Here is a 26,114-nt window from a genome sequence, read left to right as displayed (position 1 = left end):
GGAAAAATTGATAAGGGAGGAACAGCAATATGAAGGAGAAGCTAAAAACCTTCTATCTTACAACGCCAATTTACTACCCCAGCGGGAATTTACATATTGGACATGCCTATACAACAGTAGCAGGAGATGCAATGGCCCGCTATAAAAGAATGCGCGGTTTCGATGTAATGTATCTGACTGGTACTGATGAACACGGCCAGAAAATCCAGAGAAAAGCGGAAGAGAGCGGAATTACACCGCAGCAATATGTGGATAATATTGTGTCAGGCATACAGGACCTATGGGAGAAGCTTGACATATCATATGACGACTTCATTCGTACAACTGAAAAGCGCCACAAAGATATTGTCGAGAAAATCTTCAGCCGTTTGCTCGAACAGGGGGATATCTATCTTGACCAATATGAAGGATGGTATTGCACGCCGTGCGAATCCTTCTTTACAGAACGCCAGCTTGAGGATGGAAAATGCCCAGACTGCGGACGCCCGGTTGAAAAAGTAAAAGAAGAATCTTACTTTTTCAAGATGAGCAAATATGCAGACCGCCTGATTGAATATTATAATGAAAATCCTGAATTTATCCAGCCGGAGTCCCGCAAGAATGAGATGATCAATAACTTTATCAAGCCGGGACTGGAAGATCTGGCTGTGTCACGAACAACATTCGATTGGGGAGTGAAAGTGCCCGGAGATCCTAAGCATGTCATTTATGTATGGATCGATGCACTTTCCAACTATATCACTGCCCTGGGATATGGGACAGAGAACGATGCCAAGTATCTGAAATACTGGCCAGCCGATGTGCATCTGGTCGGAAAAGAAATTGTCCGCTTCCATACGATCTATTGGCCTATCATGCTTATGGCACTGGACCTTCCGCTTCCAAAGAAAGTCTTTGCTCATGGGTGGTTATTAATGAAAGATGGAAAGATGTCGAAGTCGAAAGGAAATGTCGTCGATCCTGTCACATTGATTGACCGATACGGTTTAGATTCCCTTCGTTATTATTTATTGCGTGAAGTTCCATTCGGATCCGATGGAGTGTTCACTCCGGAAGGTTTTGTCGAAAGGATCAACTTCGACCTTGCCAATGACTTAGGGAACCTTTTGAATCGTACTGTAGCTATGATCAACAAGTACTTTGATGGTGATATTCCAAACTATAATGGATCTGAAGGCCAGTTTGATAAAGAACTACTGACAGTCAACAAAGAAACGGTTGCCCATTATGAAGCAGCGATGGAAAAGATGGAGTTCTCTGTCGCGTTATCGAGCCTGTGGCAGCTGATCAGCCGTACGAATAAGTACATCGATGAGACCCAGCCGTGGGTATTGGCTAAAGAGGAAGAACACAAAGATGAATTAGGAAATGTAATGGTCCATCTTGCTGAAACACTGCGTCGTGCTGCGGTCATGCTCCAGCCGTTCCTGACGAGAGCACCTAAGAAAATCTTTGAACAATTAAACGTGGACCAGGAAGAGTTGACAACTTGGGAAAGCCTTGAAGAGTTTGGCATCATTCCTGCTGGAACAAAGGTTGTCAAAAAAGGAGAACCGATTTTCCCAAGGCTGGATATTGCTGAAGAAGTTGAATATATTAAAGAAAAAATGCGCGGCACTGCTCCTCAGCCAGAAGAAGAGGCGGAGAAAGCAGAAGAGGTACCGGAACCGGAGGAAATCACAATTGATGATTTCATGAAGGTGGATTTCCGTGTTGCCACTGTGATTAAAGCAGAACCTGTGAAGAAGGCAGATAAGCTTCTGAAAATCCAATTGGACCTTGGTTATGAAAAACGCCAAGTTGTTTCCGGGATTGCGAAATTTTATAAACCTGAGGATCTTATTGGCAAAAAAGTCATCTGTGTGACCAACCTTAAACCGGTTAAACTGCGCGGAGAACTATCCCAGGGAATGATTCTTGCGGGAGAGAAAGACGGTGTACTATCATTGGCAAGTGTGGACCAGTCTCTTGCAAATGGTGCAAAAGTTAAATAAACCCGTTATAGGGAGAGTGTTCCACGTGAAACACTCTCTTTATTTTTTCCAATAAATGTTTAGTGCGTTTTAGAGAGGGTAACAATAAATTTGCACCAGCTTTTCTTTAGTCAATTGGTGTGCAGGTGCAACGAAAGCTTTCTGGGAAAAACCATTTATCATTTAAGAAATGCGTAATTTGTAATGAAATCCCATTTGTTATGAAAACGTTACATAGGTGAGAAGCTTGTCATAGAAGAATATTATAAAATAGTACTATTAAAAGGAGTCTAATTATGCTGTTTGATACTCATGTGCATTTGAACGCAGAGCAATTTGATGAAGATCTTGAAGAAGTGATTGGACGAGCACAAGATGAAGGAGTCCGGAACATGGTGGTAGTCGGGTTTGACCGCCCCACCATCAACAAGGCAATGGAGCTCGTTGAGAGGTATGATTTCCTTTATGCTGCCATTGGCTGGCACCCGGTCGATGCCATTGATATGACGGATGACGACCTAAAGTGGATTGAAGAATTGTCTGCTCATCAAAAAGTTGTGGCAATAGGTGAAACAGGATTGGATTACCATTGGGATAAATCCCCAAAAGATGTACAGCAGGAAGCTTTCCGCAAACAGATCAGGCTGGCTAAGAAGGTCAAGCTGCCGATTGTCATACATAACCGTGAAGCTACACAGGATATTATTGATATTTTACAAGAGGAAGATGCGAAGGAAGTAGGCGGCATCATGCATTGTTTCAGCGGAAGTCCGGAAACAGCCCGTGTCTGCCTCGAAATGAATTTTCTCATTTCATTAGGGGGACCAGTGACGTTCAAGAACGCAAAAAAACCGAAAGAAGTAGCAGAAGAGGTGCCTCTTGATAAGCTTCTGATTGAGACAGACTGCCCGTATCTTGCGCCTCACCCTTACAGGGGGAAGCGTAACGAACCTTCTTATGTCAAACTGGTTGCTGAGCAAATAGCCGAATTGAAAGGCATCACACTTGATGAAGTGGCACAAAGCACAACACAAAATGCAAAAAAAATATTCGGCATAAATTGATAAGTGAATTTGTCGAGGTTTGTGAAAGCTTGTCCCGCTTTCATTAAAAAAACTAAAGTTCTACATTTTCCATCTCTTTCATAGGATAACCATGTCGAGAAGTTATCCTTCCCTTTTAGTTTGGGTTTTTGCATAATGGCGATATGTTCCCAAAACTATCAGACTCATAAACTAAGGGGGTTAGGCTTGACAAGTGTATTACTAGTCTAATATAATCACTCCGAGAAAAGGAGGCGTTTTTCATGAGTGATAATAACATGAAAAACCTGTTTTCCAAGTCGATGAAAAAAAGGAAATGGGCCATTCTGTCCGTAGGTATAATCGCATTTGCGGCAGTTTTCGGTTACCTTCTGTTCGAGGGGACGAAGAAGTCGGTTGCGTTGACGCTGAATGGCGAAGAAAAGGAAATTAGGACACACGCAAATACGATACAAGATATTTTGCAAGATATGAAAATTCCTTTGCAATCAGAAGACTATTTGTATCCTACAGGATCGACCGAGGTTACAAATAACATGAAAGTGGTTTGGGAACCGGCAAAACAGGTAGAAATAAAGGTTGGAAGCGAGGCCAGGAAGGTCTGGACAACAGCTGAGACAGTCAAGGAACTGCTGGCTGATGAAAAGATCGAGATTGGTGAGCATGACAAGGTCAATATGAGCCTTGACGAGAGAGTAACAGAGGAAACAAAAGTTGAGATAGCACCTGCATTTCCAGTGAAGCTGGTTGATGGCGGAAATGAAAAGGCTGCATGGTCAACTTCGACTACGGTCGCTGACTTTTTAAAGCAACAAGGAATCACACTAGCGGAAGAAGACCGAGTGGAACCCAAGTTAGACAGCAAAGTTAATGCAAATGATGTCGTAAAAGTCGTTCGAGTTGAAAAAGTCACCGATGTAGTGGAAGAACCGAAGGAGTTTACTGTAGTCACCCGGAAGGATTCCGGCCTTACAAAAGGCAAGGAGGAAATCGTTCAGGATGGACAGCAGGGCTTGATTGAAAAAAAGTATGAAGTCGTTAAGGAAAACGGAAAAGAAGTTTCACGAAAGCTAGTCAGTGAAAAGACTGTCAAAGAAAGCCAGGATAAGATCGTCAATGTCGGTACAAAAGTACTGGTTGCACAAGTATCGCGCGGCAGTTCATCCAGTTCGTCGTCTTCAAGCAGTGCATCATCCAGCCCAAGCAGCGGAGGCAAGGAATTCTATGTCAGTTCTACCGCATATACTGGCAGCTGTAACGGCTGTTCGGGTGTAACAGCTACAGGAATCAACCTGAAAGCCAATCCAGGGGTCAAAGTGATTGCTGTAGACCCTTCAGTCATTCCATTGGGAACGAAGGTATATGTTGAAGGATATGGATATGCAGTTGCTGCCGACACGGGCGGAGCGATTAAAGGAAATAAGATTGATGTATTCTTCTCTTCCAAATCTGACGCATACCGTTGGGGCAGGAAACAAGTGAAAATAAAAATCTTGAACTGAGTTACAGGGCAGGGGGATTTCCTCCTGCTTTTTTTAATTGCCTTTCGTAAACTTTGTTGCTATTCACTATAAATTTCAACTAATATCCTTGTAAATCGTCGTGAAAACCCCTGTGAGCAGGAAAGAAAAGAGCTGCTCGTTCTTTTTCGAGAGTGAAATCTTTGTATTACAGGGGAAAAATCCGGAACCTGGGACTTTCCGAAAGCAACAATATATGCGAAAACAGCCTTAATTGTATAGGGGCTATAAAATTCCCGGGTTGTAGATACAGGACTTCCGCATCCGGCTCCTGCGCCCTCGTAGTCATAAGCCAATCCCTCAAGAAGGTTAAAGAACATTCTTCCCGCCAGCTCGTCTTGCACTTTTGTTCTTTTCTTTTCTCTTTAACCTATAAAACGATATAATAACCATTACAAGGAAAATACCATGTTACTTATTAGACGGAACAGATTACAAAAATGTTTCAATTTTTTTGGAGGAAATATGAAAATCAAAGAAATTATTGTGGTGGAAGGCAGGGATGATACAACCGCTATACGCCGCGCTGTGGATGCTGACACTATTGAGACGAATGGATCGGCTGTTTCCAAGGAAACTTTATTGAAAATTAAACATGCCCAGGAAAAAAGAGGGGTCATTATTTTTACAGATCCTGATTATCCTGGTGAACGAATAAGAAAAATAGTAAGTGACAATGTACCGGGATGCAAACATGCTTTTATCGCCAAGCGGGATGCCCTCCCGAAAAACGGCAGGGGTATAGGAGTGGAGCATGCATCACCGGCTGTGATACAAGAGGCACTGAAGGAAGCACATATCATGAATGAAACACTCCATGAGGAAATCAGTGTAGATGATCTGATCGATGCCGGTCTTATCGGCGGACCGAGGGCCAAGGCAAGAAGAGAGCGGCTTGGGGAAATGCTGCGTATTGGCTATACCAATGGGAAGCAGCTTCATAAAAGATTAAAGATGTTTGAAATCACACAAAAAGAGTTTGCTGAAGCCATAAATATGATTTTACAGGAGGAAACAGATGCATAAAGATATTGCGACCCCTATACGTACAAAAGAGATTTTAAAGAAGTACGGCTTCTCGTTTAAAAAGAGCCTGGGCCAGAACTTTTTGATTGACCCCAACATTTTAAGAAACATTACAGAATACGCCGGCCTGACGGAGAAAACAGCTGCTATTGAAATCGGTCCGGGAATCGGTGCCCTGACCGAACACTTAGCTCGTTCAGCAGGAAAGGTCCTTGCATTCGAAATTGATCAGCGGCTTCTGCCAATCCTTGCCGATACACTTTCTCCGTACAGCAATGTAACAATCGTGAATGAGGACATTTTAAAAGCTGATGTAGGGGAAATGGTTGAAAAGGAATTGACAGGATATGAAGATATCATGGTCGTGGCCAACCTCCCGTATTATGTAACAACCCCGATCATCTTGAAGCTTCTGACGGAGAACCTTCCGATCAAGGGCATCTGTGTGATGCTGCAGAAGGAAGTAGGAGACAGGATAGCGGCGAAACCAGGTACCAAGGAGTATGGCTCCTTATCCATCGCCATTCAGTACTATACGGAAGCAGAGACGGTCATGACGGTACCAAAGACAGTGTTCATGCCTCAACCTAACGTTGACTCTGCCGTCATCAGACTAATCAAAAGAGATAAGCCTGCAGCGGAAGTTCACGATGAGGAATTTTTCTTCCAGGTAACGAGGGCTTCTTTTGCCCAAAGGCGAAAAACCATTTTAAACAACTTAACAAGCCAGCTGCCGGACGGAAAACAGAAGAAGGAAGGAATATTGGCATCTTTGGAAAAAGCCGATGTTGATCCGGGAAGAAGGGGAGAAACGCTCAGTATTCAAGAATTTGCGAAATTAAGCAATGAACTACTTCCATTATTTAAATAGAAGCAAAGGACCGGGGCTAGCCCCGGTCCTTCTTTATGGCTCATTGTCCCTTGTGCAGCACATTTGTCGCACTCAGTAAATTTCCGTCTGGGTCCCTGAAGCCAAAACCGCCACTGCCGTTCTCAGGATGCACATTCAAAGGCCCTGCTTCTATACCCCTTGTATTTAGCCACTCATGAAATCCCTTTAGATCAGCTGTATAAAAATCTATGATACTATGCTCCACATCGTTATTGGTATTTCTAAAAGATATCCGGTCTATTTCTTCGGTTTCAACCATAAATATAGTCGGTACCCCTTTTTTCCTGAACGTCAACATCGCATTCCTTTCACCTTTGAACTCAACTTCAACACCAATAACCTCTTTATAAAATGGAATCGCTTTGTCCAGGCTGCTGACCGGAATCTCTATCGTCGCCACATGTGTAATAAATTCAGGCATTAAGTCATCCTCCTTTCTTTAAAAGGCTCTTTTCGTAACCTTTTGCTATTCAATATAAACCTTCAAATAATCTCCTGGTAAATGGCCGTCATATTCCCGGGAGCAGGAAAGAATAGAGCTGCCCGTTCTTTTTCGAGAGTGTAACCTTTTGAATACAGGAAAAAATCCGGGACCCGGGATTTTTCCACAAGCAACAATAAATGCGAAAACAGCCTTTTAGAAAGGCTCTATTTAAAATGAAGCCGAAAAATAATGACTCACCCGGCTGCTTTTCTTAATCCAGTTAAAGCCAGGCTTTAAAAAAGCTAAATATAATGTTCGCTGAAATGTCTGGAAATCCTTCATATCTTTTTGAAAATAATTGAATGGAAGTTATCGCTCCATTGGAATCTTTAAGGGAAGTAAGCATATGGCAGCGCCGGATGCTGCACAGCGTTGGCGGTTGACACCGTTTTTCGGGCTGGTGCATAGGTTACTAAAGGAAGTTTTATTTGAAGGATGTATTATCCAATGGAGTTGACGCCAGTGAAATTAGAGGTCAATGCAATCGTCGGCCGGAAGTCTCACCAGTGTGACATATTATTCAGGATCATCGATATTTTAGAATCGGGCGGCGTTCGAACAGCGATTTTATATGGAGAAGACTACAGGCTGGTTGCAGATGCCCCGATTGATGATCTTGAGCTTATCGATCCCCGTGAATATAAGAGGAGGACCAAGGAGTTCAGGTCGATGGAACAGCAGTCGCTGGAGCTTTTCCGGCAGGATATCGATCTGCAGAAACAGAAGCAGGAGTACAGTTCAACCAACGCTTACCGTGAAGAATACAATTACTTTCATGTACCGGGAAAGGTGCTCCACTTGGATGGAGACCAATCTTATTTGCAAAAATGCCTTGATTTATATGAGAAAATAGGGGTACCTGTTACAGGAGTTCACTGCAATGAGAAAGAGATGCCAGAGAAAATCGGCCCGCTCATTGAAAAATACCGGCCCGATATTCTTGTGATAACGGGTCATGATGCCTATACAAAATCCAAAGGCAAAAAGTCGGACATAAATGCCTACCGCCACTCCCGTTTCTTTGTCAACACTGTCAAGGAAGCAAGGAGGCGTGTGCCTCACCTTGACCAGCTCGTAATCTTTGCAGGGGCGTGCCAATCACATTTTGAATCATTGATCCATGCAGGAGCTAATTTTGCCAGTTCTCCGCTTCGTGTCAATATTCATGCGCTGGATCCTGTCTATATCGTCGCAAAGATCAGCTTCACAGCGTTTACCGAACCGGTCAATGTCTGGGATATCTTGAGAAATACATTGACTGGCGATAAAGGGCTGGGCGGCATTGAAACACGGGGCGTGCTGAGAACGGGAATGCCATATAAGCCAGTCGAAGATGAGTAAAGAAAAAGCCGTATGAAGTCATTCAATACGGCTCTTTTAGTGTTAACCGGCTCTTCACTGGTGCCGGATATTCCAGATAGGATAGGATCATGTGTTGGAAATTGATTTTCGGGGTATTATACCTAAAAAAATGAATAGTAAGGTAAATATAAGGTGGAAAAGTGGAAAAAACATTCGACAAAATCCTATAAAACCCGGCAAAAGGATGCTGTAAAAATTACATACATAATATGAAAGTACTAGGGGAAAGATAATATTGTTGAAAAAAAAAGCATTTTGTTGAATGAAAAGCATTGACAGAGTTTAAATGTTATTGATAAAATTATAAATTTATTTGACTTTCGCTACATAAAGTGTTATACTAATCATAGTGAGGTGGAAGCGTAATGCCAAAAACATTAGCCGACATAAAAAAATCCCTTGATTCTAATTTAGGAAAACGTTTGATGCTTAAAGCCAATGGCGGACGTCGCAAAACGATTGAACGTTCTGGTGTGTTAGCAGAAACTTATCCTTCAGTCTTCGTTGTACAATTAGATCAAGATGAAAACGCGTTTGAAAGAGTTTCTTACAGCTATGCAGATGTACTCACTGATACAGTCGAGTTAACTTTCTATGATGAAGCAGCAGGAGCAATGATCCTAGAGCAGTAAACAACCAAGTTTGCTGCTTTTTTATTTGCGTGCAATATGTATTATTTATTTCAGGGGACCTGTATTCAGGTCTTTTTTGCATTTTACCAATCCAGCTCCAGCGCCTAGCCCCTCGGGGTCAAATAACCCGAAGAGAATAAAAGGAAATGGCGCCTTTTTTTCTCTTCGGAACATTTGCCTGTCGGGACTGATCAAGGCGCTTCCGCTTTTTATCAATCTAGCTCCAGCGCCTAGCCCCTCGGGGTCAAATAACCCGACGAGAATAAAAGGAAATGGCGCCTTTTTTTCTTTTCGGAACATTTGCCTGTCGGGGCTGATCAAGGTGCTTCCGCTTTTTATCAATCCAGCTCCAGCGGCCAGCGCCTAGCGGATTTCGGTCATCCTCCTTGCGATTAGTCAACATCAACTCACTTCCGTTCGTTGTGTTTCCTATATCTCATACGGAAGCCCTGAAATCCGTACGGCGCTGAACGGCCGCTTCCGCTTTTTATCAATCCAGCTCCAGCGCCTAGCCCCTCGGGGTCAAATAACCCGAAGAGAATAAAAGGAAAGGGCGCCTTTTTTTCTCTTCGGAACATTTGCCTGTCGGGGCTGATCAAGGCGCTTCCGCTTTTTACCTTGCAATGTTTTTGTTTTTTTGTTCATGCTAAGGTTGCGGCCCTTAGTTAAGGAGGAATGGTGATGAGCAGAAGACGTGGTGTAATGTCTGACCGTTTGAAGGAAGAAATTGCAAAGGAACTTGGCTTCTATGATACTGTCCAGCGTGAAGGCTGGGGAGGTATCCGGGCGAAGGATGCCGGCAATATGGTCAAAAGAGCAGTGGAGCTCGCGCAAAGAGGGATGATGAACAACCAGCCCTGAGATTCCTGAGAAAAGTGATATCGCTGATTGCCGCATATAATGGACCGGCTTTATGAAGGGAAAAATCCTCCATGCCGGTCCATTTTTCTATTCAATCAGAAAAAAACTGAAGCAAAACGTGTGGATTATGAATTTTCTTTCCTGATAAAGGCTAGCATGAGAGTAAACTATGCAAAAAAGTCGGGGGTTTTGACGCATGCCAAACAAGGAATATGCTAAAATAGTCTTCATAGATATTTCCACGAAAAGCATAATGCGAACGAATGGAGCATTTCAACTTTAAATTTATCAATTTAAGGGTATATGCTCAGTGAATTGGTTTGTAAAAGTAGGTGATTTATATGAGAACGTTAGTAAAGGCGCCAGCTAAAATCAATCTTACTCTTGATGTCCATCATAAGCGCCCGGATGGTTATCATGAGGTCGAAATGATTATGACGACCATTGATTTGGCGGATCGGATTGAATTGAATGAGTTGAAAGAAGACACGATTGAAATCCTGTCACATAATCGTTTTGTTCCGGATGATCAGCGTAATCTTGCCTATCAGGCAGCTCATTTATTGAAAGACAGGCTGGGGATCAAAAAGGGCGTATCAATTTCCATTGATAAAATCATCCCGGTAGCGGCAGGACTTGCGGGAGGCAGCAGTGATGCAGCGGCTACACTGCGAGGCCTGAATGATTTGTGGAATCTGGGCCTTTCCCTGGATGAACTCGCTGTGCTTGGTTCCGAGATAGGTTCCGACGTATCCTTCTGTGTTTATGGAGGGACTGCACTGGCAAAAGGCAGAGGAGAGAGAATCCAGCATATCGCGGCGCCGCCAAACTGCTGGGTTATCTTAGCCAAGCCTTCCATTGGGGTATCCACAGCTGATGTATACAGAAATCTTAAGCTTGATCACGTTCGCCATCCTGATACCAAGGGAATGCTGTCTGCTTTGGAGAATGGTGACTATGGCCGTATGTGTTCAAGCTTGGGCAATGTTTTGGAGTCAGTAACACTGAAGATGCATCCTGAAGTACAGCAGATCAAAGATCAGATGGAGCGTTTCGGTGCTGATGCAGTTTTGATGAGCGGGAGCGGCCCTACGGTATTTGGCTTAGTCCAATATGAATCCAGGCTGCCGAGAATCTATAACGGGCTTCGCGGGTTTTGTGACCAGGTTTTTGCAGTCAGGATGCAGGGTGATCGAAACATACTTGCTTAAAACCGTATATTAATGATATATTTAGCACATAATATTCGGGTTTTAAGGAGGTAGACGATGAAGTGAAATTCAAAAGAAGTGAACGGCTGATAGACATGACGCACTATTTACTTGAACGTCCGCATCAACTGGTGCCTCTTACATTCTTTTCTGAACGGTACAGTTCCGCCAAGTCTTCCATCAGTGAAGATCTTGGGATCATTAAAGAAACCTTTGAGACGCGCGGGGTAGGAACTGTCCAGACTGTGCCCGGCGCAGCTGGCGGTGTAAGGTACATTCCTAAAGTAAGTGCTTCGGACGCCAAAGAAGCAATAGATGAGTTATGCGGACACCTGGCCAATCCGGACCGGCTGCTGCCGGGTGGTTATTTGTACATGACTGATCTGCTCGGGAACCCCCGTGCTATGGACAAAGTAGGAAAGCTCTTTGCATCTGCTTTTTCTGAAAGTGATATTGATGTAATCATGACTGTTGCCACAAAAGGGATACCGATTGCCCATGCCATTGCAAGCCATATGAACGTTCCTGTAGTCATTGTCCGAAGGGACAGCAAAGTGACAGAAGGGTCGACTGTAAGTATCAACTATGTGTCAGGTTCCACAAAGCGGATCCAGACAATGGTACTTTCGAAGAGAAGCTTAAAGGAAGGTTCTAAAGTCCTGATCGTTGATGACTTCATGAAAGCCGGGGGGACGGTCAACGGCATGAAGAACCTGCTTGAGGAATTTTCCGCGCAATTATCGGGAATTGCTGTCCTGGTAGAAGCTGAAAAGGCAGATGAGCGCCTGGTGGATGAGTATATATCTCTTGTGAAATTGTCTGATGTAGATGTCAAAGAAAAACAAATCAATGTATCAGAGGGCAATTATTTTCAGTCAAACATCTCATTTCTTAAAACGGGAGGAAATTAATATGAGAAGCATTTCCACATCCAAAGCTCCAGCAGCAATCGGACCCTACTCTCAAGGCATCGTCGTTAACAATTTATTCTACAGTTCCGGCCAGATTCCTCTGACAGCAGAAGGTTCAATGGTTTCAGGATCTGTTCAAGATCAGACTCATCAGGTATTTCAAAACCTGAAAGCAGTATTGGATGAGGCAGGGGCATCTCTTGAAACCGTTGTGAAAGCAACTGTCTTCATCAAGGATATGGGCGATTTTGGGGCCATCAATGAAGTTTATGGCGAATATTTTGATACTCATAAGCCGGCAAGGTCATGTGTAGAGGTAGCCAGACTGCCAAAAGATGCCCTTGTGGAAATTGAAGTCATTGCACTGGTAAAATAATAATGAAGAAAACAGGCAGCTGCGTAAAGCGTGCCTGTTTTCTTTTTTAGATATTCCTGCAGGCAAGTTTAAGCATAGAGAAAAACATTCAGTCAGGCCATTTCCAGATATTTAGGACCAGAATGCATAGACATTTTTATGATTTAGTCCATTTTCACTGTTTCGCGGCCGATTATTTCAAACTCTGTAATGAAGTCACTCAAAATCCTCTCTGAACTTCATTGGAAATACTGCTGCACAGCCATTTAAACACGGAAATTGAAAGGTGATAAACAAGGTCTTATTCCCTATCTGGTACAGTTTAAACCGTCTTTTGGCCGAAGAATTCTAAAAAAACGGAAATTTTTCAAAAAATTTTACAAATTAAGAAGGATTTGAGAAAAATACGTTGAATAGATTAAGTAGATTTCATCTAGGGAAAAAGGTGGTGAACACAGTGGAAGTAACAGATGTCAGATTACGCCGTGTGAATACCGATGGTCGAATGAGAGCCATTGCTTCCATTACACTAGACAATGAATTTGTCGTTCATGATATTCGTGTAATTGATGGCAACAACGGATTGTTTGTGGCAATGCCGAGCAAACGCACTCCTGATGGGGAATTCCGTGATATCGCTCATCCTATCAATTCAGGTACCCGCGGTAAGATCCAGGAAGCCGTTCTTACAGAATACCATCGTTTAGGTGAGATGGAAGAAGTGGAACTCGAAGAAGCAGGAAGTGCTTCTTAATAGAATATTGACAGCAGGAGCCTACTTCAATAGTAAGGCTCTTTTTTTTATCCTCTCTACATTATCATCGAGCCTGCTTAAATTTACATTTCCCTCCAGCAGTCCGATGCCATTATTACAACCTGATATTTTCCCTAGTCATGCATATTCACGCCTTGGGTTGTCAAATATGTGTATTTTATAGAGATTCCTTGAAATATACAGGTTTTTAGGATATATTCGTAATGGAAAAAAGGATAATGGAGGGCCCTATATATATGACCAATCGATATGCCGTGATCTTAGCAGCAGGACAGGGAACCAGAATGAAATCCAAGTTATATAAAGTGTTGCATCCGGTTTGTGATAAGCCGATGGTGGAACATGTGGTAGATCAAATCACCGCGCTTGAAATAAATAAGGCCGTTACGATTGTAGGCCATGGTGCTGAGCTTGTTCAGACCCACCTTGAGGGCAGAAGCGAGTTTGCCCTGCAGGAGGAACAGCTTGGAACTGCTCATGCAGTCATGCAGGCTGAAGATGCTCTTGGCACATTGGAAGGCACTACTATTGTTGTTTGTGGAGATACTCCGCTGATTAAGGCTGAAACAATGGAAGCGCTTTTAAAGCATCACGATGAATTGAAAGCGAAAGCGACCATCCTGACAGGAAAGCCGGAAGATGCCGCTGGTTACGGAAGGATCATCCGCAACGAGGAAGGTTTAGTGGAGAAGATTGTTGAGCATAAGGATGCTTCCGAAGAGGAACGCCTCGTAAAGGAAATCAACACAGGTACGTACTGCTTCGACAACAAAGCATTATTTGAAGCACTGAAAAAAGTGTCTAATGATAACAGCCAAGGCGAATACTATTTACCGGATGTAATCGAAATCCTCAAAGAAGAGGGTGAAGTTGTCAGTGCCTATCAAACGGATGACTTCGAAGAGACACTGGGTGTCAATGACCGTGTTGCACTGTCACAGGCTGAGCAGATCATGAAGAGACGCATCAATGAAAAGCACATGCGCAATGGAGTTACATTCATTGATGCAAATACTGCTTACATCGGAGCAGATGTAGAAATCGGGCGCGACACTGTCATCCATCCCGGCACTGTAATTAAAGGCAGCACTGTGATCGGGGAGGATTCAGTCATTGGACCTCATACAGAAATCAAAGATTGCAAGATCGGAGACAATACGGTGATCAAGCAATCGGTTGCCCATGACAGTGAAATTGGCTCTGATGTCAATATTGGACCGTTTGCCCACATCCGCCCGCAGTCGCAGGTAATGGATGAGGTAAAGGTCGGCAACTTTGTGGAACTGAAAAAAGTTAAATTCGGCAAGGGCAGCAAAGCATCCCACTTAAGCTATATCGGCGATGCCGAAGTGGGTGAAGATGTAAACATCGGTTGCGGATCGATTACGGTCAACTATGATGGTAAGAACAAGCATCTGACTAAGATTGAAGACGGCGTCTTTGTCGGGTGTAATTCAAATCTGGTAGCTCCTGTCACTATTGGAAAAGGCGCATATGTAGCTGCCGGTTCCACCATTACAGAGGATGTTCCCGGAGAAGCCCTGTCTGTTGCCAGAGCCCGCCAAGTGAATAAAGAGAACTATGTAAATAAATTGAATCTTAACAACAACTAATTTGGAGGTTGCCATGCCTAACAGTTACTCTAATTCTAAACTGAAAATCTTTTCTTTGAATTCAAACCCTGCTCTTGCAGAAGAGATCGCAAAAGAAGTGGGAGTTCCCCTTGGCCAGTGTACAGTAAAACAATTCAGTGACGGAGAAATCCAGATCAATATTGAAGAAAGTATCCGCGGCTGCGATGTTTTTGTTATCCAATCAACAAGTGCCCCTGTCAACGAAAACTTGATGGAACTGCTGATTATGGTTGATGCCCTTAAGAGGGCTTCCGCAAAAACAATCAATATTGTGATGCCATACTATGGTTATGCAAGACAAGACCGTAAAGCGCGTGCGCGTGAGCCAATCACAGCCAAGCTTGTAGCGAATCTTCTTGAAACTGCCGGGGCCTTTCGTGTCATTACTCTTGATCTGCATGCACCTCAGATCCAGGGTTTCTTTGATATCCTGATCGACCATCTGATGGGTGTGCCAATCCTGGGCGATTACTTCCTTGAAAAAGGCTTCAACTCTGAAGATGTTGTTGTTGTCTCGCCTGACCATGGCGGGGTGACAAGAGCCCGTAAATTAGCTGAAAGATTGAAAGCGCCGATTGCGATTATCGATAAGCGCCGTCCGAAGCCGAATGTTTCTGAAGTCATGAACATCGTAGGTAACATCGATGGAAAGATTGCGATCCTGATTGATGATATCATCGATACAGCTGGTACAATTACACTCGGAGCCAATGCCCTGGTTGAAAATGGAGCAAAAGAGGTTTACGCTTGCTGTACACATCCAGTTCTCTCAGGCCCTGCAATTGAAAGAATCCAGAATTCAAAAATCAAAGAATTGGTAGTAACAAACTCCATTCCTCTAACTGAAGATAAAATGATTGATAAAATCGAGCAGCTTTCTGTTGCCCCTCTAATAAGCGAAGCCATCATCCGTGTTTACGAGGAACAATCAGTAAGTACATTGTTTGATTGATCAACACAAAAAACCAGACGGGCCCTCCCGCCTGGTTTTTCTAATGGGCTGTATGAAAAGGAGCAAAAGGGCATGGCAGACCGTACTTCCGGTGGCCAGAGTACCAAATCAGCACTGGAGGAAGACTTGCTTTTCCAGCATTAGAAAAGAGAAATTAGCAGCAGGCTGTTTATTTATCCCTGATTTAGGGTATTTTCTATATAGAGACTATTCTAGAAACTGAGGAAGGGGTTTTATTCATGGCTGTAGAACTAAAAGCTAATAGCCGTACAGGCGGCAAACGATCTGATTTAACCAAACTTCGACATCAAGGGAGTATTCCTGCAGTAGTATACGGATATAAGACTAAGAACACACCTATTGCAATTGACTCTATTGAATTCATTAAAACGATGAGAGAGGCAGGACGCAATGGCATCATCTCTCTGAACATCGATGGAAATAAGCAGAATGTAGTATTAAGTGAATATCAGCAGGATCATATCAAGGATGCAGTGACACATGCTGATTTCCTTGCTGTTAATATGTCCACTGAAATGGATGCTGATGTCCGAATCGAGCTTGTTGGCGAGTCCGCGGGTGTTAAGGACGGTGGCGTCTTGCAGCAGCCGCTGCATGATGTGTCTGTAACAGCAAAACCATCTGACATACCTGACAGCATCCAGGTCGATATTTCGGGGCTGCAGGTGGGAGAGACGATCACGGTCGGAGATATCAAAGGAAAGCACTCCTTTACCATCAACACAGAGGATGAACGCACAATCGCATCTGTTCTGGCACCTCGCCAAGAGGAAGAAATCAGCTCCGGCGAAGAGCAGGAAGCAGGCCAGCCTGAGAATGAGGAAGGCCGTGAGACAGAAGCAAGCGATGAGAGTGAAGGAGCTTAAGATTGGTATAAATATATTTCCAGACGCAGCCTTTGCGGGTTGCGTCTTTTATCATTTATACTTATGGTATTGGTAGTGCAAGAAAAAATGAGGTGGAAAATCATGAAATTAATAGTCGGGCTTGGGAATCCAGGATCTCAATATGACCGCACAAGACATAATATCGGCTTTGAAATAATTGATGAGCTGGCCAAACGGTTTGGCAGCCCCCTGAATCAATCCAAGTTCAAAGGGGTCTATACCAGCGTCCATCACAAAGGTGAAAAGGTCATATTACTCAAACCTCTTACATATATGAACTTATCGGGAGAAAGTATTGTTCCTCTGATGGATTACTTTGATATCGATGAGGAGGATTTAGTGGTGATCTATGACGACCTGGACTTGCCGGTCGGAAAATTACGTCTTCGCCAAAAGGGAAGTCCCGGCGGCCATAACGGAATGAAATCCATCTTAGCGCACCTGGGAACTCCGCAATTCAACAGGATCCGTGTGGGTATTGACCGTCCGCCAAGCGGTATGAAGGTCCCTGATTATGTACTGGGGAAATTCACCCCGGAAGAATGGGAAACGATGCAGGAAGTCATCAAGTCCGGTGCAGATGCCTGTGAAGAGTGGCTGGAAAAGCCTTTCCTTGAAGTAATGAATAAATTTAACTGAGTTTGAAGCTGAATAACTCTTTCAGAACCCGTTCATACTAATGACAGGTGTTTTTTGAAGGAGGAAGATTATGGCGATTCATTATTACTGCCGCCATTGCGGTTATAAAGTCGGAAGCCTGGAACAAGTTTCAGTGCATTCAGAACAAGTCGGTCTGCATAAGCTTTCTGAAGAGGACCGCATGGATATGGTATCATATGAACAAAATGGAGATATTCATATCAAAACGATATGCGAGGACTGTCAGGAGTCGTTAAATCGCAATCCGGATTATCATCAATCAGATTACCTGATCCATTAGAGGGCTTTGGTCTGCACCAAAGCATTTTTCTATTGATATAGGACCTGTGGTTCTTAATGGTTTGGAGTCAGTTAATAGACTGTGAGCAAAAGGATCGAGAATTTATTATAGAGATTTTAGTGAAAATAGGAATAGAGAGGAGGAATACTCCCTTGAAAAGTATATTATACTTCATTGGACAGAATGAAGAATTGCAGGCTTTGGCCGCCGGTGTGGAGGAAGGCCTTGGGGAACAGCTTGTTGCAGGGTTATCCGGATCTTCCCGAAGTGTGTTCATCGCTTCTATGTTTCAAAAAACGGGGAAATCAGCGATTGTCCTTACCCACAATCTGCTGCAGGCACAAAAAATCTATGACGATCTTCTTCAATTTTTATCTGATGAGGAAGTTTATCTATATCCTGCCAATGAATTGATTGCTGCTGAATTGAGTGTTGCAAGCCCGGAGCTGAAGTCGCAGCGTATTGAAGTATTAAACAAGCTTGCCCTTGACCAAAAAGGGATATTCGTAGTTCCTGCTGCCGGATTAAGAAAGATTCTGCCGCCTAAATCATTATGGAAGTCCATGCAGCTGTCATTCACACTGGGTGAAGATGTCGACTTGGACAATCTTTTAGATCAGCTGTTAGTCATGGGTTATCAGCGCAGTGAAATGGTCGGGACACCAGGAGAATTCAGTTTGAGGGGCGGTATTCTTGATATTTTCCCTCATACACTGGAAACCCCGGTGCGTATCGAGTTATTTGATACAGAGGTCGATTCCATTCGGTCTTTCTCATTGGAGGATCAACGTTCCATAGAAAAGCTGAAGGAAGTGAATATCGGTCCGGCGTCAGAAACCATTATGAATGGCGGACATCTGGAAAATATCATAGATAGGCTGGATGCCGGGTTATCCAAAAGCCTGAAAAAGTTAAAAAGTGACGGAGTTAAAGAAAAGCTGACTCAAAATATCGGCTATGAACTGGAACAACTGAAGAATGGCCAAAAGCCGGAGCAGGTATATAAATATCTTTCCTTTGCATATGAGGAAGCTGCTAGCTTGCTAGATTATCTTCCGGAAGATGGCATATTCCTCCTTGATGAGCTGGGAAGAATCCAGGAAATGGGCGATTCGTTAGACAAAGAAGAAGCAGACTGGTATACGTCCCTTCTACAAGAGGGCGAAATCGTCCATGATGTGGCAGTGTCCCACAGTCTTTCGAAGCTGCTGGTTCAGACTGATCTCCCGAAGGTTTATTTCTCTTTGTTCCTGCGCCATATTCCGAATACCAGCCCGCAGAATATATTCAACATTTCCAGCAAGCCAATGCAGAGTTTTCATGGGCAGATGCATGTCCTGAAAGCGGAGCTTGACCGCTGGAAAAAAGGGAATTTCACTATCATCCTGCTGGGACCGGACGAGGACCGAATGAAGAAGCTTCAGAGGGTGCTGGATGATTATGATATCGAGGTAGCGGTAGTGCCGGATGGAGGCAGGCTGTTAAAAGACCAGGCACAGATAATAAACGGTCACCTTACAAATGGTTTTGAGCTGCCGATAATGAAAATAGCTGTTTTGACAGAAGAAGAGCTCTTCAACAAAAAAACGAGAAAAGCTCCGCGAAAACAAAAACTCTCCAATGCGGAAAGGATCAAAAGCTATTCCGAACTGAAAGTCGGCGACCATGTAGTCCATGTCAATCACGGAATCGGAAAGTACTTGGGAATTGAAACCCTGGAGATCAATGGGGTTCATAAGGATTATCTGCACATCAAATATCAGGGGAATGACAAGTTGTATGTTCCTGTCGAGCAGTTTGACCTTGTGCAAAAGTACGTTGCATCTGAAAGCAAGGAACCTAAGCTGTATAAACTTGGCGGCTCTGAATGGAAAAAGGTAAAGAATAAAGTTGAATCTTCTGTTAAGGACATTGCAGATGATCTTATAAAGCTGTACGCAGAGAGGGAAGCGTCCAAAGGCTATGCATTCTCCCCTGATGGAGACATGCAGAGAGAATTCGAAACCTCTTTTCAGTATCAGGAAACCGAGGATCAGCTCCGCTCCATTGAAGAAATCAAAAAAGATATGGAACGAGAACGTCCAATGGACCGGCTGCTTTGCGGGGACGTTGGTTATGGTAAAACGGAAGTCGCCATCCGGGCTGCCTTCAAAGCCGTCGTGGATGGAAAGCAGGTTGCCCTGCTGGTGCCGACTACCATCCTTGCGCAGCAGCACTATGAAACAATGAAAGAAAGGTTTCAGGATTTCGGCCTGGAGGTAGGTCTGCTGAGCAGATTCCGTACAAAAAAGCAGCAGACAGAAACGATAAAAGGAATTAAAGCAGGTACCGTCGATGTAGTCATTGGTACGCACAGAATTTTATCAAAAGATATCCAATATCGTGACTTAGGCCTTCTGATCATTGATGAGGAACAGCGGTTCGGAGTCACGCATAAAGAGAAGATCAAACAGCTGAAGACAAATGTCGATGTTTTGACTCTGACGGCGACACCGATCCCCCGGACATTACACATGTCCATGCTTGGGGTGAGGGATCTTTCAGTCATTGAAACGCCGCCTGAAAACCGTTTCCCGGTGCAGACCTATGTAATGGAGTACAATGGCGTCCTGATCAAGGAAGCGATCGAACGTGAGCTTGCCAGGAATGGGCAGGTGTACTTCCTGTATAACCGGGTGGAAGATATAGAGCGGAAAGCAGAGGAAATATCCATGCTTGTGCCGGATGCAAGGGTGGCATTCGCCCATGGGAAAATGAATGAGAACGAGCTGGAATCAATCATCTTAAGTTTCTTGGATGGCGAGTATGATGTCCTTGTCACGACGACCATCATTGAAACGGGTGTCGATATCCCGAATGTCAATACGCTGATTGTATATGATGCCGACCGGATGGGCCTATCCCAGCTGTATCAATTGAGGGGCAGGGTCGGCCGTTCCAACAGGGTAGCTTATTCTTATTTCACCTATCGCAAGGATAAAGTGCTAACAGAAGTTGCTGAAAAAAGGCTGCAGGCCATTAAAGAGTTCACCGAATTGGGTTCCGGCTTCAAAATTGCTATGCGTGATTTGACGATTCGCGGAGCCGGTAACATTCTTGGTGCGCAGCAGCATGGATTCATTGACTCTGTCGGTTTTGATTTGTATTCACAGATGCTGAAAGAGGCCATTGAAGAAAGAAAAGGCGACCTTCCAAAAGAGAAGGAGTATACCTTTGAGGTGGATATGGAAATCGATGCCTATATACCTGATGACTATATCAAGGACGGCCATCAGAAGATCGAGATGTACAAGCGTTTCCGTTCGGTTTCTTCTTTGAAGGAAGTGGAAGAGCTGCAGGACGAAATGCTGGACCGCTTTGGAGAATACCCAGAAGAAACAGCATACCTTTTCCAGATTGCTGAAATGAAAGTGTATGCAAGGCAGGCAAAACTGGAAAGCATAAAGCAGAATAAAAAAGAAATATCGATCTACATGTCCCCTGAAGGCACTCAGGAAATAGACGGAAGCAAAGTGTTCGACATCTGCAATAAGCACGGACGCGCTGTCGGACTGGGCATGGAAGAGCAGAAATTGAAAATCACGATCAATACGAACAAAATGAAGACATCCCAATGGTTCAATATTGCCTACGATATTGTGAAAAACATCCAGTTTGCCAGGAAGGATGCAGAAGTCCACTCCTGATTTAATATATCCGGTCGCAGCCGGGGGCACTGAAACAGCCAAAGAGAAATGAAAAAGGCAGAATCGTTCATATCAATGAGCGATTCTGCCTTTTTTAAATGTTGCTGGGAAAGTGTCGGTTTCTTCTTCAGCTGCGCAGCTCCTCGGGGCTGGCGGCATGGCAAAAGGAAAGAAAAGGTGAATTTGCCGGTATTGCCGGCTTACTGTCGTCATTCCTATATCTCATGCGGAAGCCATCCAATCCGTACGGCGCTGAACGGCCGCTTCCGCTTTAAACATTTGCCTGTCGGGGCTGATCAAGGCGCTTCCGCTTTATATCAATCCAGCTCCAGCGCCCAGCCCCTCGGGGTCAAATAACCCGAAGAGAATAAAAGGGAAGAGCGCCTTTTTTTCTCTTTGGAACATTTGCCTGTCGGGGCTGATCAAGGCGCTTCTGCTTTATATCAATCCAGCTCCAGCGCCTAGCCCCTCGGGGTCAAATAACCCGAAGAGAATAAAAGGGAAGAGCGCCTTTTTTCTCTTCGGAACATTTGCCTGTCGGGGCTGATCAAGGCGCTTGCGCTTTATATCAATCCAGCTCCAGCGCCCAGCCCCTCGGGGTCAAATAACCCAAAGAGAATAAAAGGAAAGAGCGTCTTTTTTTCTCTTTGGAACATTTGCCTGTCGGGGCTGATCAGGCGCTTGCGCTTTTTAGTCAATCCAGCTTCAGCGCCTAGCCCCTCGGGGTCAAATAACCCGAAGAGAATAAAAGGGAAGAACGCCTTTTTTCTCTTCGGAACATTTGCCTGTCGGGGCTGATCAAGGCGCTTGCGCTTTATATCAATCCAGCTCCAGCGCCTAGCCCCTCGGGGTCAAATAACCCGAAGAGAATAAAAGGGAAGAGCGCCTTTTTTCTCTTCGGAACATTTGCCTGTCGGGTCTGTCAAGGCGCTTCCGCTTTATATGTAACCAAATTGTAATAGGGTAATTTTGTTTAATTTGGACGAGCCCGGGTATTTAATTAAAGAAGCTGCTGTTGGTAAAATAAACCTCAACTAGAACAAAAACGTAATTGCAGAAAAAATATTGTATTGTGTATAGAAGTTTCCTGTTGAAGGATACTAAAGTCAAGTTTGGTAATGAATACAAAAGTAATTACCGAAAAAAATCATCTGATGAAAGTGAGGCAACTATAGATGAAAGCAACTGGTATTGTTCGTCGTATTGATGATTTGGGTCGTGTCGTGATTCCAAAGGAAATCCGCAGGACACTAAGGATTCGCGAAGGTGATCCGCTGGAGATTTTCGTAGACAGAGACGGCGAGGTCATCTTGAAGAAATACTCACCAATCAGTGAGTTAAGCGACTTTGCAAAGGAATACGCTGAAGCATTGTATGACAGTCTTGGAAGTTCCGTAATCATCTCAGACAGGGACGCCGTAATCACAATTGCTGGCGGCTCTAAGAAGGAATATTTAAATAAGAATATCAGTGACCTCATTGAGAAACAAATGGGAGAACGAAATTCTGTACTACACACTCAGCAAGGCAAGATTGAGTTGGTGGATGGCGTTGAAGAGGAAGTATCTTCTTATACAATCGCTCCGATCATCGCCAATGGAGATCCCATCGGAACAGTAACCATTTTCTCGAAGGACAAGACCGTTGGTGAAGTTGAGCAAAAGGCAGTCGAAACGGCAGCTGGCTTTTTAGCAAGACAAATGGAATCATAAGATAGGAGCGGTGAATTGCCGCTTCTTTTTTTTGTGTTTTTTCAGCGAACCCTGAATACTGAAAATGAAAGTCATGGGAGAAATTGTGTTATAATACAGTACATTAATTAGCATAGGAAGGCAGGAAACAACGATTGCCTTATGAAAATAGCTCAAAAAAATTGATGATGGGCACATTTATCTTGACGGCTGCAGCTTTAATCACCAAGATTCTTAGTGCTGTTTACCGTATACCTTTTCAAAATATAGTCGGAGATATAGGGTTCTACATTTATCAGCAGGTCTATCCGTTCTACGGCATAGCCCTTGCTCTTTCTACATATGGATTTCCTGTCATCATTTCCAAGATGATTGCAGAACAGCAGGAAGAAAAGAATGAAAAGGGAGTCCGGGCTGTCATACACTCTTCCTTTCTTTTTCTCGGCGTTACCGGAATCCTCTGGTTTCTGCTCATTTACTTTAGTGCGGGTTCCATAGCTTCCTTAATGGGTGATCCCCACCTTGAAGTTTTGATCGAGTTGATCAGTGTGACATTCTTGCTGCTGCCTTTTATATCAGGACTCCGAGGTTTTTACCAGGGTACGGGAAACATGATTCCCACTGCCTATTCCCAGGTGGGGGAGCAGCTTGTCAGGGTCATCACGATAATTTCCTTTTCAGCCGTACTCACCGCTAAAGGGTATTCTTTATATATGGCAGGGGCAGGCGCCTTGTTCGGCTCGCTTACGGGAGGGCTCATTTGTATCCTCATCCTGCTTGCCTTTGTATGGAGGGATAATACCCGGATGTTCTTTCCGGTGAGGCTGATGGCTAACCATAAGGAAATCTGGCTGAGGCTTTTAAAGCACGGAACAGCGATATGTGTGAGCGGGATGCTTCTTGTGCTGCTTCAGTTGATCGATGCTTTGAATGTATACTCGCTGTTATTGAAGTCGGGGGTGTCGGATGATGTGGCTAAACAGTTAAAAGGAATTTATGACCGGGGACAGCCTTTTATCCAGCTGGGGACTGTGGTCAGTACATCGCTTTCCTTAACGCTGGTACCTTTGATTACAACCGCCTTCCGGAAAGGTGATAAGCTGGAAATGAATGAGAAAATCAGGCTTGCTTTAAAAATAGGCAGTCTTGCAGGGTTTGCGGCTGCTCTCGGGCTGATCAATATTATAGAGCCTACCAACAAGATGCTGTTTCAAAACAGCCTGGGTTCGGATGTGATTGCAGTCTTCTGCATATCGATTTTATTTAGTTCGATTATTTTAACCGTTTCCGGCATCCTTCAGGGAATGGAGCTGATTTATTTCCCTGCATTGACCATTTTGGGAGGGCTTGCCGTTAAATTCATGTTAAATATCCTATTTGTCAGCCGTTACGGAACGATGGGCGCTTCGGTATCAACCGTCATTGCCTTAGCGGTGATGACGATTGTTCTGGTAATCAGGCTGAGAAAGCAATTCACCTTCTTATTTCTGTCCCGTCGATTTTATATTGTGGCGGGGACAGCAGGTTTGGGAATGACAGCCTTTTTGCAGCTTTATTTCTTCTTGTTTGAAATGCTCGCAAGTGAAAGTACCAGGCTGCTCGCCACCATTCAATCCCTTACAGGAACGGCGGCAGGTGGTGCCATATTTATTTTGATCATTATAAAAGGGAACGTGTTTACGCCCAAAGAACTCGAGCAGCTGCCGATGGGAAACAAACTGAAATCGGTATCTGAACGGATAAATTAATATCATGGAGGTAAGGTATGCATAAGATTACGGTTGCCGGGCTGGGTGCTGGTGATTTGGACCAGTTGCCGCTTGGTGTATATAAGCAGCTGAAAGGGGATAGACGAACCTATCTTCGGACGGAACATCACCCAGTGGTAGCACAGCTGAAAGAAGAAGGTTTCGTTTATGATTCCTTTGACGAGGTCTATGAAAAGAATGACAGTTTTGAAAAGGTGTATATTGAGATCGTAGAAGAGCTAAAGGTAAAAGCAAAGGATAATGAAATTCTTTATGCAGTACCAGGCCATCCCCTGGTTGCGGAAAAGACAGTGCAGCTGTTGATTGAGGCCTCGGAACAGGAAGGCTTCGAGCTTGAGATCATCGGAGGGCAGAGCTTCCTTGATCCTTTGTTTGCAGCAGTGAAGGCTGACCCGATTGAAGGGTTTCAACTTCTTGATGGGACCGACCTGAACCTGGAGGACATCAAGATGGATCAGCATCTGATCATCGGACAGGTCTATGATGCGTTTGTTGCTTCTAATGTCAAGCTGACTCTGATGGAGTTATATCCTTATGACTACAAGGTGAAAATCGTTACAGCTGCCGGAACGAAAGACGAGCTGGTCAAAACATTGCCTTTGGTCGAACTCGATCGTGAAGTGGAGCTGAATAACCTTACAAGCTTATATGTGCCTCCTGCTGCCGAAATGACCATGAGGTACAAACAATTTTCCACCTTCAGGCAGATCATTGCGCGCTTAAGAGGACCGGGCGGCTGCCCATGGGATATTGAGCAGACCCACCATTCATTGAAAAAATATTTGATAGAAGAAATTTATGAGCTATTAGAAGCCATCGAAGAAGAAGATACCGATCATATAATCGAAGAACTCGGGGATGTCCTTCTGCAAATCATGCTGCATGCGCAAATCGGTGAGGATGAAGGGATGTTTTCCATCAATGAGGTGATTGAAACCGTTGCTGAAAAAATGGTCCGGCGCCATCCGCACGTATTCGGTGATGTCACTGTAGAAAGTTCAGCCGATGTAAAAGCCAATTGGGAAACCATAAAGAAAGCAGAAAAAGGCGAAAAGGAAAATCCGTTGCTGAAGGGGGTTGCCAAGGGATACCCGTCCTTGATGAAGGCCTATGAGTATCAGAAAAAGGCTTCAAAAGTCGGGTTTGACTGGGAGCTGGCGGATGATGCGTGGGAAAAAGTAAATGAAGAAATAGAGGAATTCCGTATTGAAGCAGCGAAAGGGGATAAACACAGACAAACAAGCGAGTTTGGCGACCTGCTGTTTTCGTTGATCAATATCGCGCGCTTCTATAAAATCCATCCTGAAGAAGCATTGGCCATGGCCAATACTAAATTTTTCAACCGTTTTTCCTTTGTCGAAGAAAAAGTAAAGGACAGCGGAAAGACCTTCGAGGACTTTTCATTGAATGAACTCGATGGATTCTGGAATGAAGCAAAAGAAAAAGGGATTCACTGATCAGAGTTGAAATTTATACAATTAAGGAGAGA

24 protein-coding genes are annotated in these 26,114 nt (G+C 44.1%); 22 read left to right on the top strand and 2 right to left on the bottom strand.

The window, feature by feature from the left end:
* Positions 1-29 precede the first annotated feature (29 nt).
* The 5 genes from metG (at position 30) to rsmA (ending at position 6,433) form a co-directional block, all read left to right on the top strand.
* Positions 30-1,994 carry a methionine--tRNA ligase gene (gene metG, locus D3H55_RS17975; RefSeq protein ID WP_119548690.1) on the top strand — a complete coding sequence of 655 codons (1,965 nt, stop codon included), beginning with the start codon at positions 30-32 and terminating at the stop codon, positions 1,992-1,994.
* A gap of 275 nt (positions 1,995-2,269) precedes the next feature.
* Positions 2,270-3,037 (top strand): TatD family hydrolase, encoded by a 768-nt coding sequence (locus D3H55_RS17970; RefSeq protein ID WP_119548689.1) that lies wholly within the window; start codon positions 2,270-2,272, stop codon positions 3,035-3,037.
* Positions 3,038-3,279: 242 nt separating this feature from the next.
* Entirely contained in the window at positions 3,280-4,518 is a 1,239-nt protein-coding gene (locus tag D3H55_RS17965; RefSeq protein WP_119548688.1) for a G5 and 3D domain-containing protein, read from the top strand.
* Positions 4,519-5,001: 483 nt separating this feature from the next.
* Positions 5,002-5,562, top strand: a complete 561-nt coding sequence (gene rnmV / locus D3H55_RS17960; RefSeq protein ID WP_119548687.1) for a ribonuclease M5 — start codon at positions 5,002-5,004, stop codon at positions 5,560-5,562.
* Complete coding sequence (rsmA, locus tag D3H55_RS17955; protein ID WP_119548686.1) at positions 5,555-6,433, top strand: 16S rRNA (adenine(1518)-N(6)/adenine(1519)-N(6))-dimethyltransferase RsmA; 879 nt, start codon at positions 5,555-5,557, stop codon at positions 6,431-6,433. Before rnmV ends, rsmA begins: the two co-directional genes overlap by 8 nt.
* A gap of 40 nt (positions 6,434-6,473) precedes the next feature.
* Here the strand turns inward: rsmA and D3H55_RS17950 are convergent, their stop codons facing one another.
* Positions 6,474-6,875 (bottom strand): VOC family protein, encoded by a 402-nt coding sequence (locus D3H55_RS17950; RefSeq protein ID WP_119548685.1) that lies wholly within the window; start codon positions 6,873-6,875, stop codon positions 6,474-6,476.
* Between the two features lie 510 nt (positions 6,876-7,385).
* Here D3H55_RS17950 and yabG point away from each other — a divergent pair.
* Both yabG and veg read left to right on the top strand, forming a co-directional pair.
* Positions 7,386-8,279, top strand: coding sequence for a sporulation peptidase YabG (yabG, locus tag D3H55_RS17945; RefSeq protein ID WP_119548684.1), 894 nt, complete (start codon positions 7,386-7,388; stop codon positions 8,277-8,279).
* Positions 8,280-8,665: 386 nt separating this feature from the next.
* Positions 8,666-8,932, top strand: coding sequence for a biofilm formation stimulator Veg (veg, locus tag D3H55_RS17940; RefSeq protein WP_006837798.1), 267 nt, complete (start codon positions 8,666-8,668; stop codon positions 8,930-8,932).
* A 45-nt stretch (positions 8,933-8,977) separates the two neighbouring features.
* Here the strand turns inward: veg and D3H55_RS17935 are convergent, their stop codons facing one another.
* Positions 8,978-9,232 (bottom strand): hypothetical protein, encoded by a 255-nt coding sequence (locus tag D3H55_RS17935; protein ID WP_240628652.1) that lies wholly within the window; start codon positions 9,230-9,232, stop codon positions 8,978-8,980.
* A 381-nt stretch (positions 9,233-9,613) separates the two neighbouring features.
* On the opposite strand from D3H55_RS17935, the gene D3H55_RS17925 reads away from it, so the two are divergent.
* The 15 genes from D3H55_RS17925 (at position 9,614) to yabN (ending at position 26,082) form a co-directional block, all read left to right on the top strand.
* Entirely contained in the window at positions 9,614-9,793 is a 180-nt protein-coding gene (locus tag D3H55_RS17925; protein WP_119548683.1) for a small, acid-soluble spore protein, alpha/beta type, read from the top strand.
* 341 nt (positions 9,794-10,134) lie between these two features.
* A complete protein-coding gene (gene ispE / locus D3H55_RS17915; RefSeq protein WP_119548681.1) occupies positions 10,135-11,004 on the top strand; it encodes a 4-(cytidine 5'-diphospho)-2-C-methyl-D-erythritol kinase in 870 nt (289 codons plus the stop codon).
* Between the two features lie 62 nt (positions 11,005-11,066).
* Positions 11,067-11,915 carry a pur operon repressor gene (gene purR, locus D3H55_RS17910; protein ID WP_119548680.1) on the top strand — a complete coding sequence of 283 codons (849 nt, stop codon included), beginning with the start codon at positions 11,067-11,069 and terminating at the stop codon, positions 11,913-11,915.
* A 1-nt stretch (position 11,916) separates the two neighbouring features.
* A complete protein-coding gene (locus D3H55_RS17905; RefSeq protein WP_119548679.1) occupies positions 11,917-12,291 on the top strand; it encodes a RidA family protein in 375 nt (124 codons plus the stop codon).
* 436 nt (positions 12,292-12,727) lie between these two features.
* Complete coding sequence (gene spoVG / locus D3H55_RS17900; RefSeq protein ID WP_119548678.1) at positions 12,728-13,024, top strand: septation regulator SpoVG; 297 nt, start codon at positions 12,728-12,730, stop codon at positions 13,022-13,024.
* A 257-nt stretch (positions 13,025-13,281) separates the two neighbouring features.
* Positions 13,282-14,658, top strand: coding sequence for a bifunctional UDP-N-acetylglucosamine diphosphorylase/glucosamine-1-phosphate N-acetyltransferase GlmU (gene glmU, locus D3H55_RS17895; protein ID WP_119548706.1), 1,377 nt, complete (start codon positions 13,282-13,284; stop codon positions 14,656-14,658).
* A gap of 13 nt (positions 14,659-14,671) precedes the next feature.
* Positions 14,672-15,631 carry a ribose-phosphate diphosphokinase gene (locus tag D3H55_RS17890; RefSeq protein WP_119548677.1) on the top strand — a complete coding sequence of 320 codons (960 nt, stop codon included), beginning with the start codon at positions 14,672-14,674 and terminating at the stop codon, positions 15,629-15,631.
* A gap of 239 nt (positions 15,632-15,870) precedes the next feature.
* Positions 15,871-16,518: a 50S ribosomal protein L25/general stress protein Ctc gene (locus D3H55_RS17885; protein WP_119548676.1), complete on the top strand. Its 648-nt coding sequence runs from the start codon at positions 15,871-15,873 to the stop codon at positions 16,516-16,518.
* A gap of 102 nt (positions 16,519-16,620) precedes the next feature.
* Positions 16,621-17,178 (top strand): aminoacyl-tRNA hydrolase, encoded by a 558-nt coding sequence (gene pth / locus D3H55_RS17880; protein ID WP_119548675.1) that lies wholly within the window; start codon positions 16,621-16,623, stop codon positions 17,176-17,178.
* A gap of 70 nt (positions 17,179-17,248) precedes the next feature.
* Positions 17,249-17,479 carry an anti-sigma-F factor Fin gene (gene fin, locus D3H55_RS17875; RefSeq protein ID WP_119548674.1) on the top strand — a complete coding sequence of 77 codons (231 nt, stop codon included), beginning with the start codon at positions 17,249-17,251 and terminating at the stop codon, positions 17,477-17,479.
* A 152-nt stretch (positions 17,480-17,631) separates the two neighbouring features.
* The gene (mfd, locus tag D3H55_RS17870) at positions 17,632-21,165 is read left to right on the top strand and encodes a transcription-repair coupling factor (RefSeq protein ID WP_119548673.1); all 3,534 of its coding nucleotides are present in this window, start codon (positions 17,632-17,634) and stop codon (positions 21,163-21,165) included.
* Positions 21,166-21,263: 98 nt separating this feature from the next.
* Positions 21,264-21,440, top strand: a complete 177-nt coding sequence (locus D3H55_RS24480) for a hypothetical protein (protein WP_168413160.1) — start codon at positions 21,264-21,266, stop codon at positions 21,438-21,440.
* A 900-nt stretch (positions 21,441-22,340) separates the two neighbouring features.
* A complete protein-coding gene (gene spoVT / locus D3H55_RS17860) occupies positions 22,341-22,877 on the top strand; it encodes a stage V sporulation protein T (protein ID WP_119548672.1) in 537 nt (178 codons plus the stop codon).
* A 164-nt stretch (positions 22,878-23,041) separates the two neighbouring features.
* A complete protein-coding gene (locus D3H55_RS17855; protein ID WP_119548705.1) occupies positions 23,042-24,604 on the top strand; it encodes a putative polysaccharide biosynthesis protein in 1,563 nt (520 codons plus the stop codon).
* Between the two features lie 17 nt (positions 24,605-24,621).
* Positions 24,622-26,082 carry a bifunctional methyltransferase/pyrophosphohydrolase YabN gene (yabN, locus tag D3H55_RS17850; protein ID WP_119548671.1) on the top strand — a complete coding sequence of 487 codons (1,461 nt, stop codon included), beginning with the start codon at positions 24,622-24,624 and terminating at the stop codon, positions 26,080-26,082.
* The last annotated feature ends 32 nt before the right edge of the window (positions 26,083-26,114 follow it).

It is taken from the genome of Bacillus salacetis, assembly GCF_003581585.1.
GTDB classification, from domain to species: Bacteria; Bacillota; Bacilli; order Bacillales; family Bacillaceae_B; genus Rossellomorea; species Rossellomorea salacetis.
Note: the sequence above shows the minus strand (reverse complement) of the source record. Positions and strands in the feature narration are given on the sequence as shown.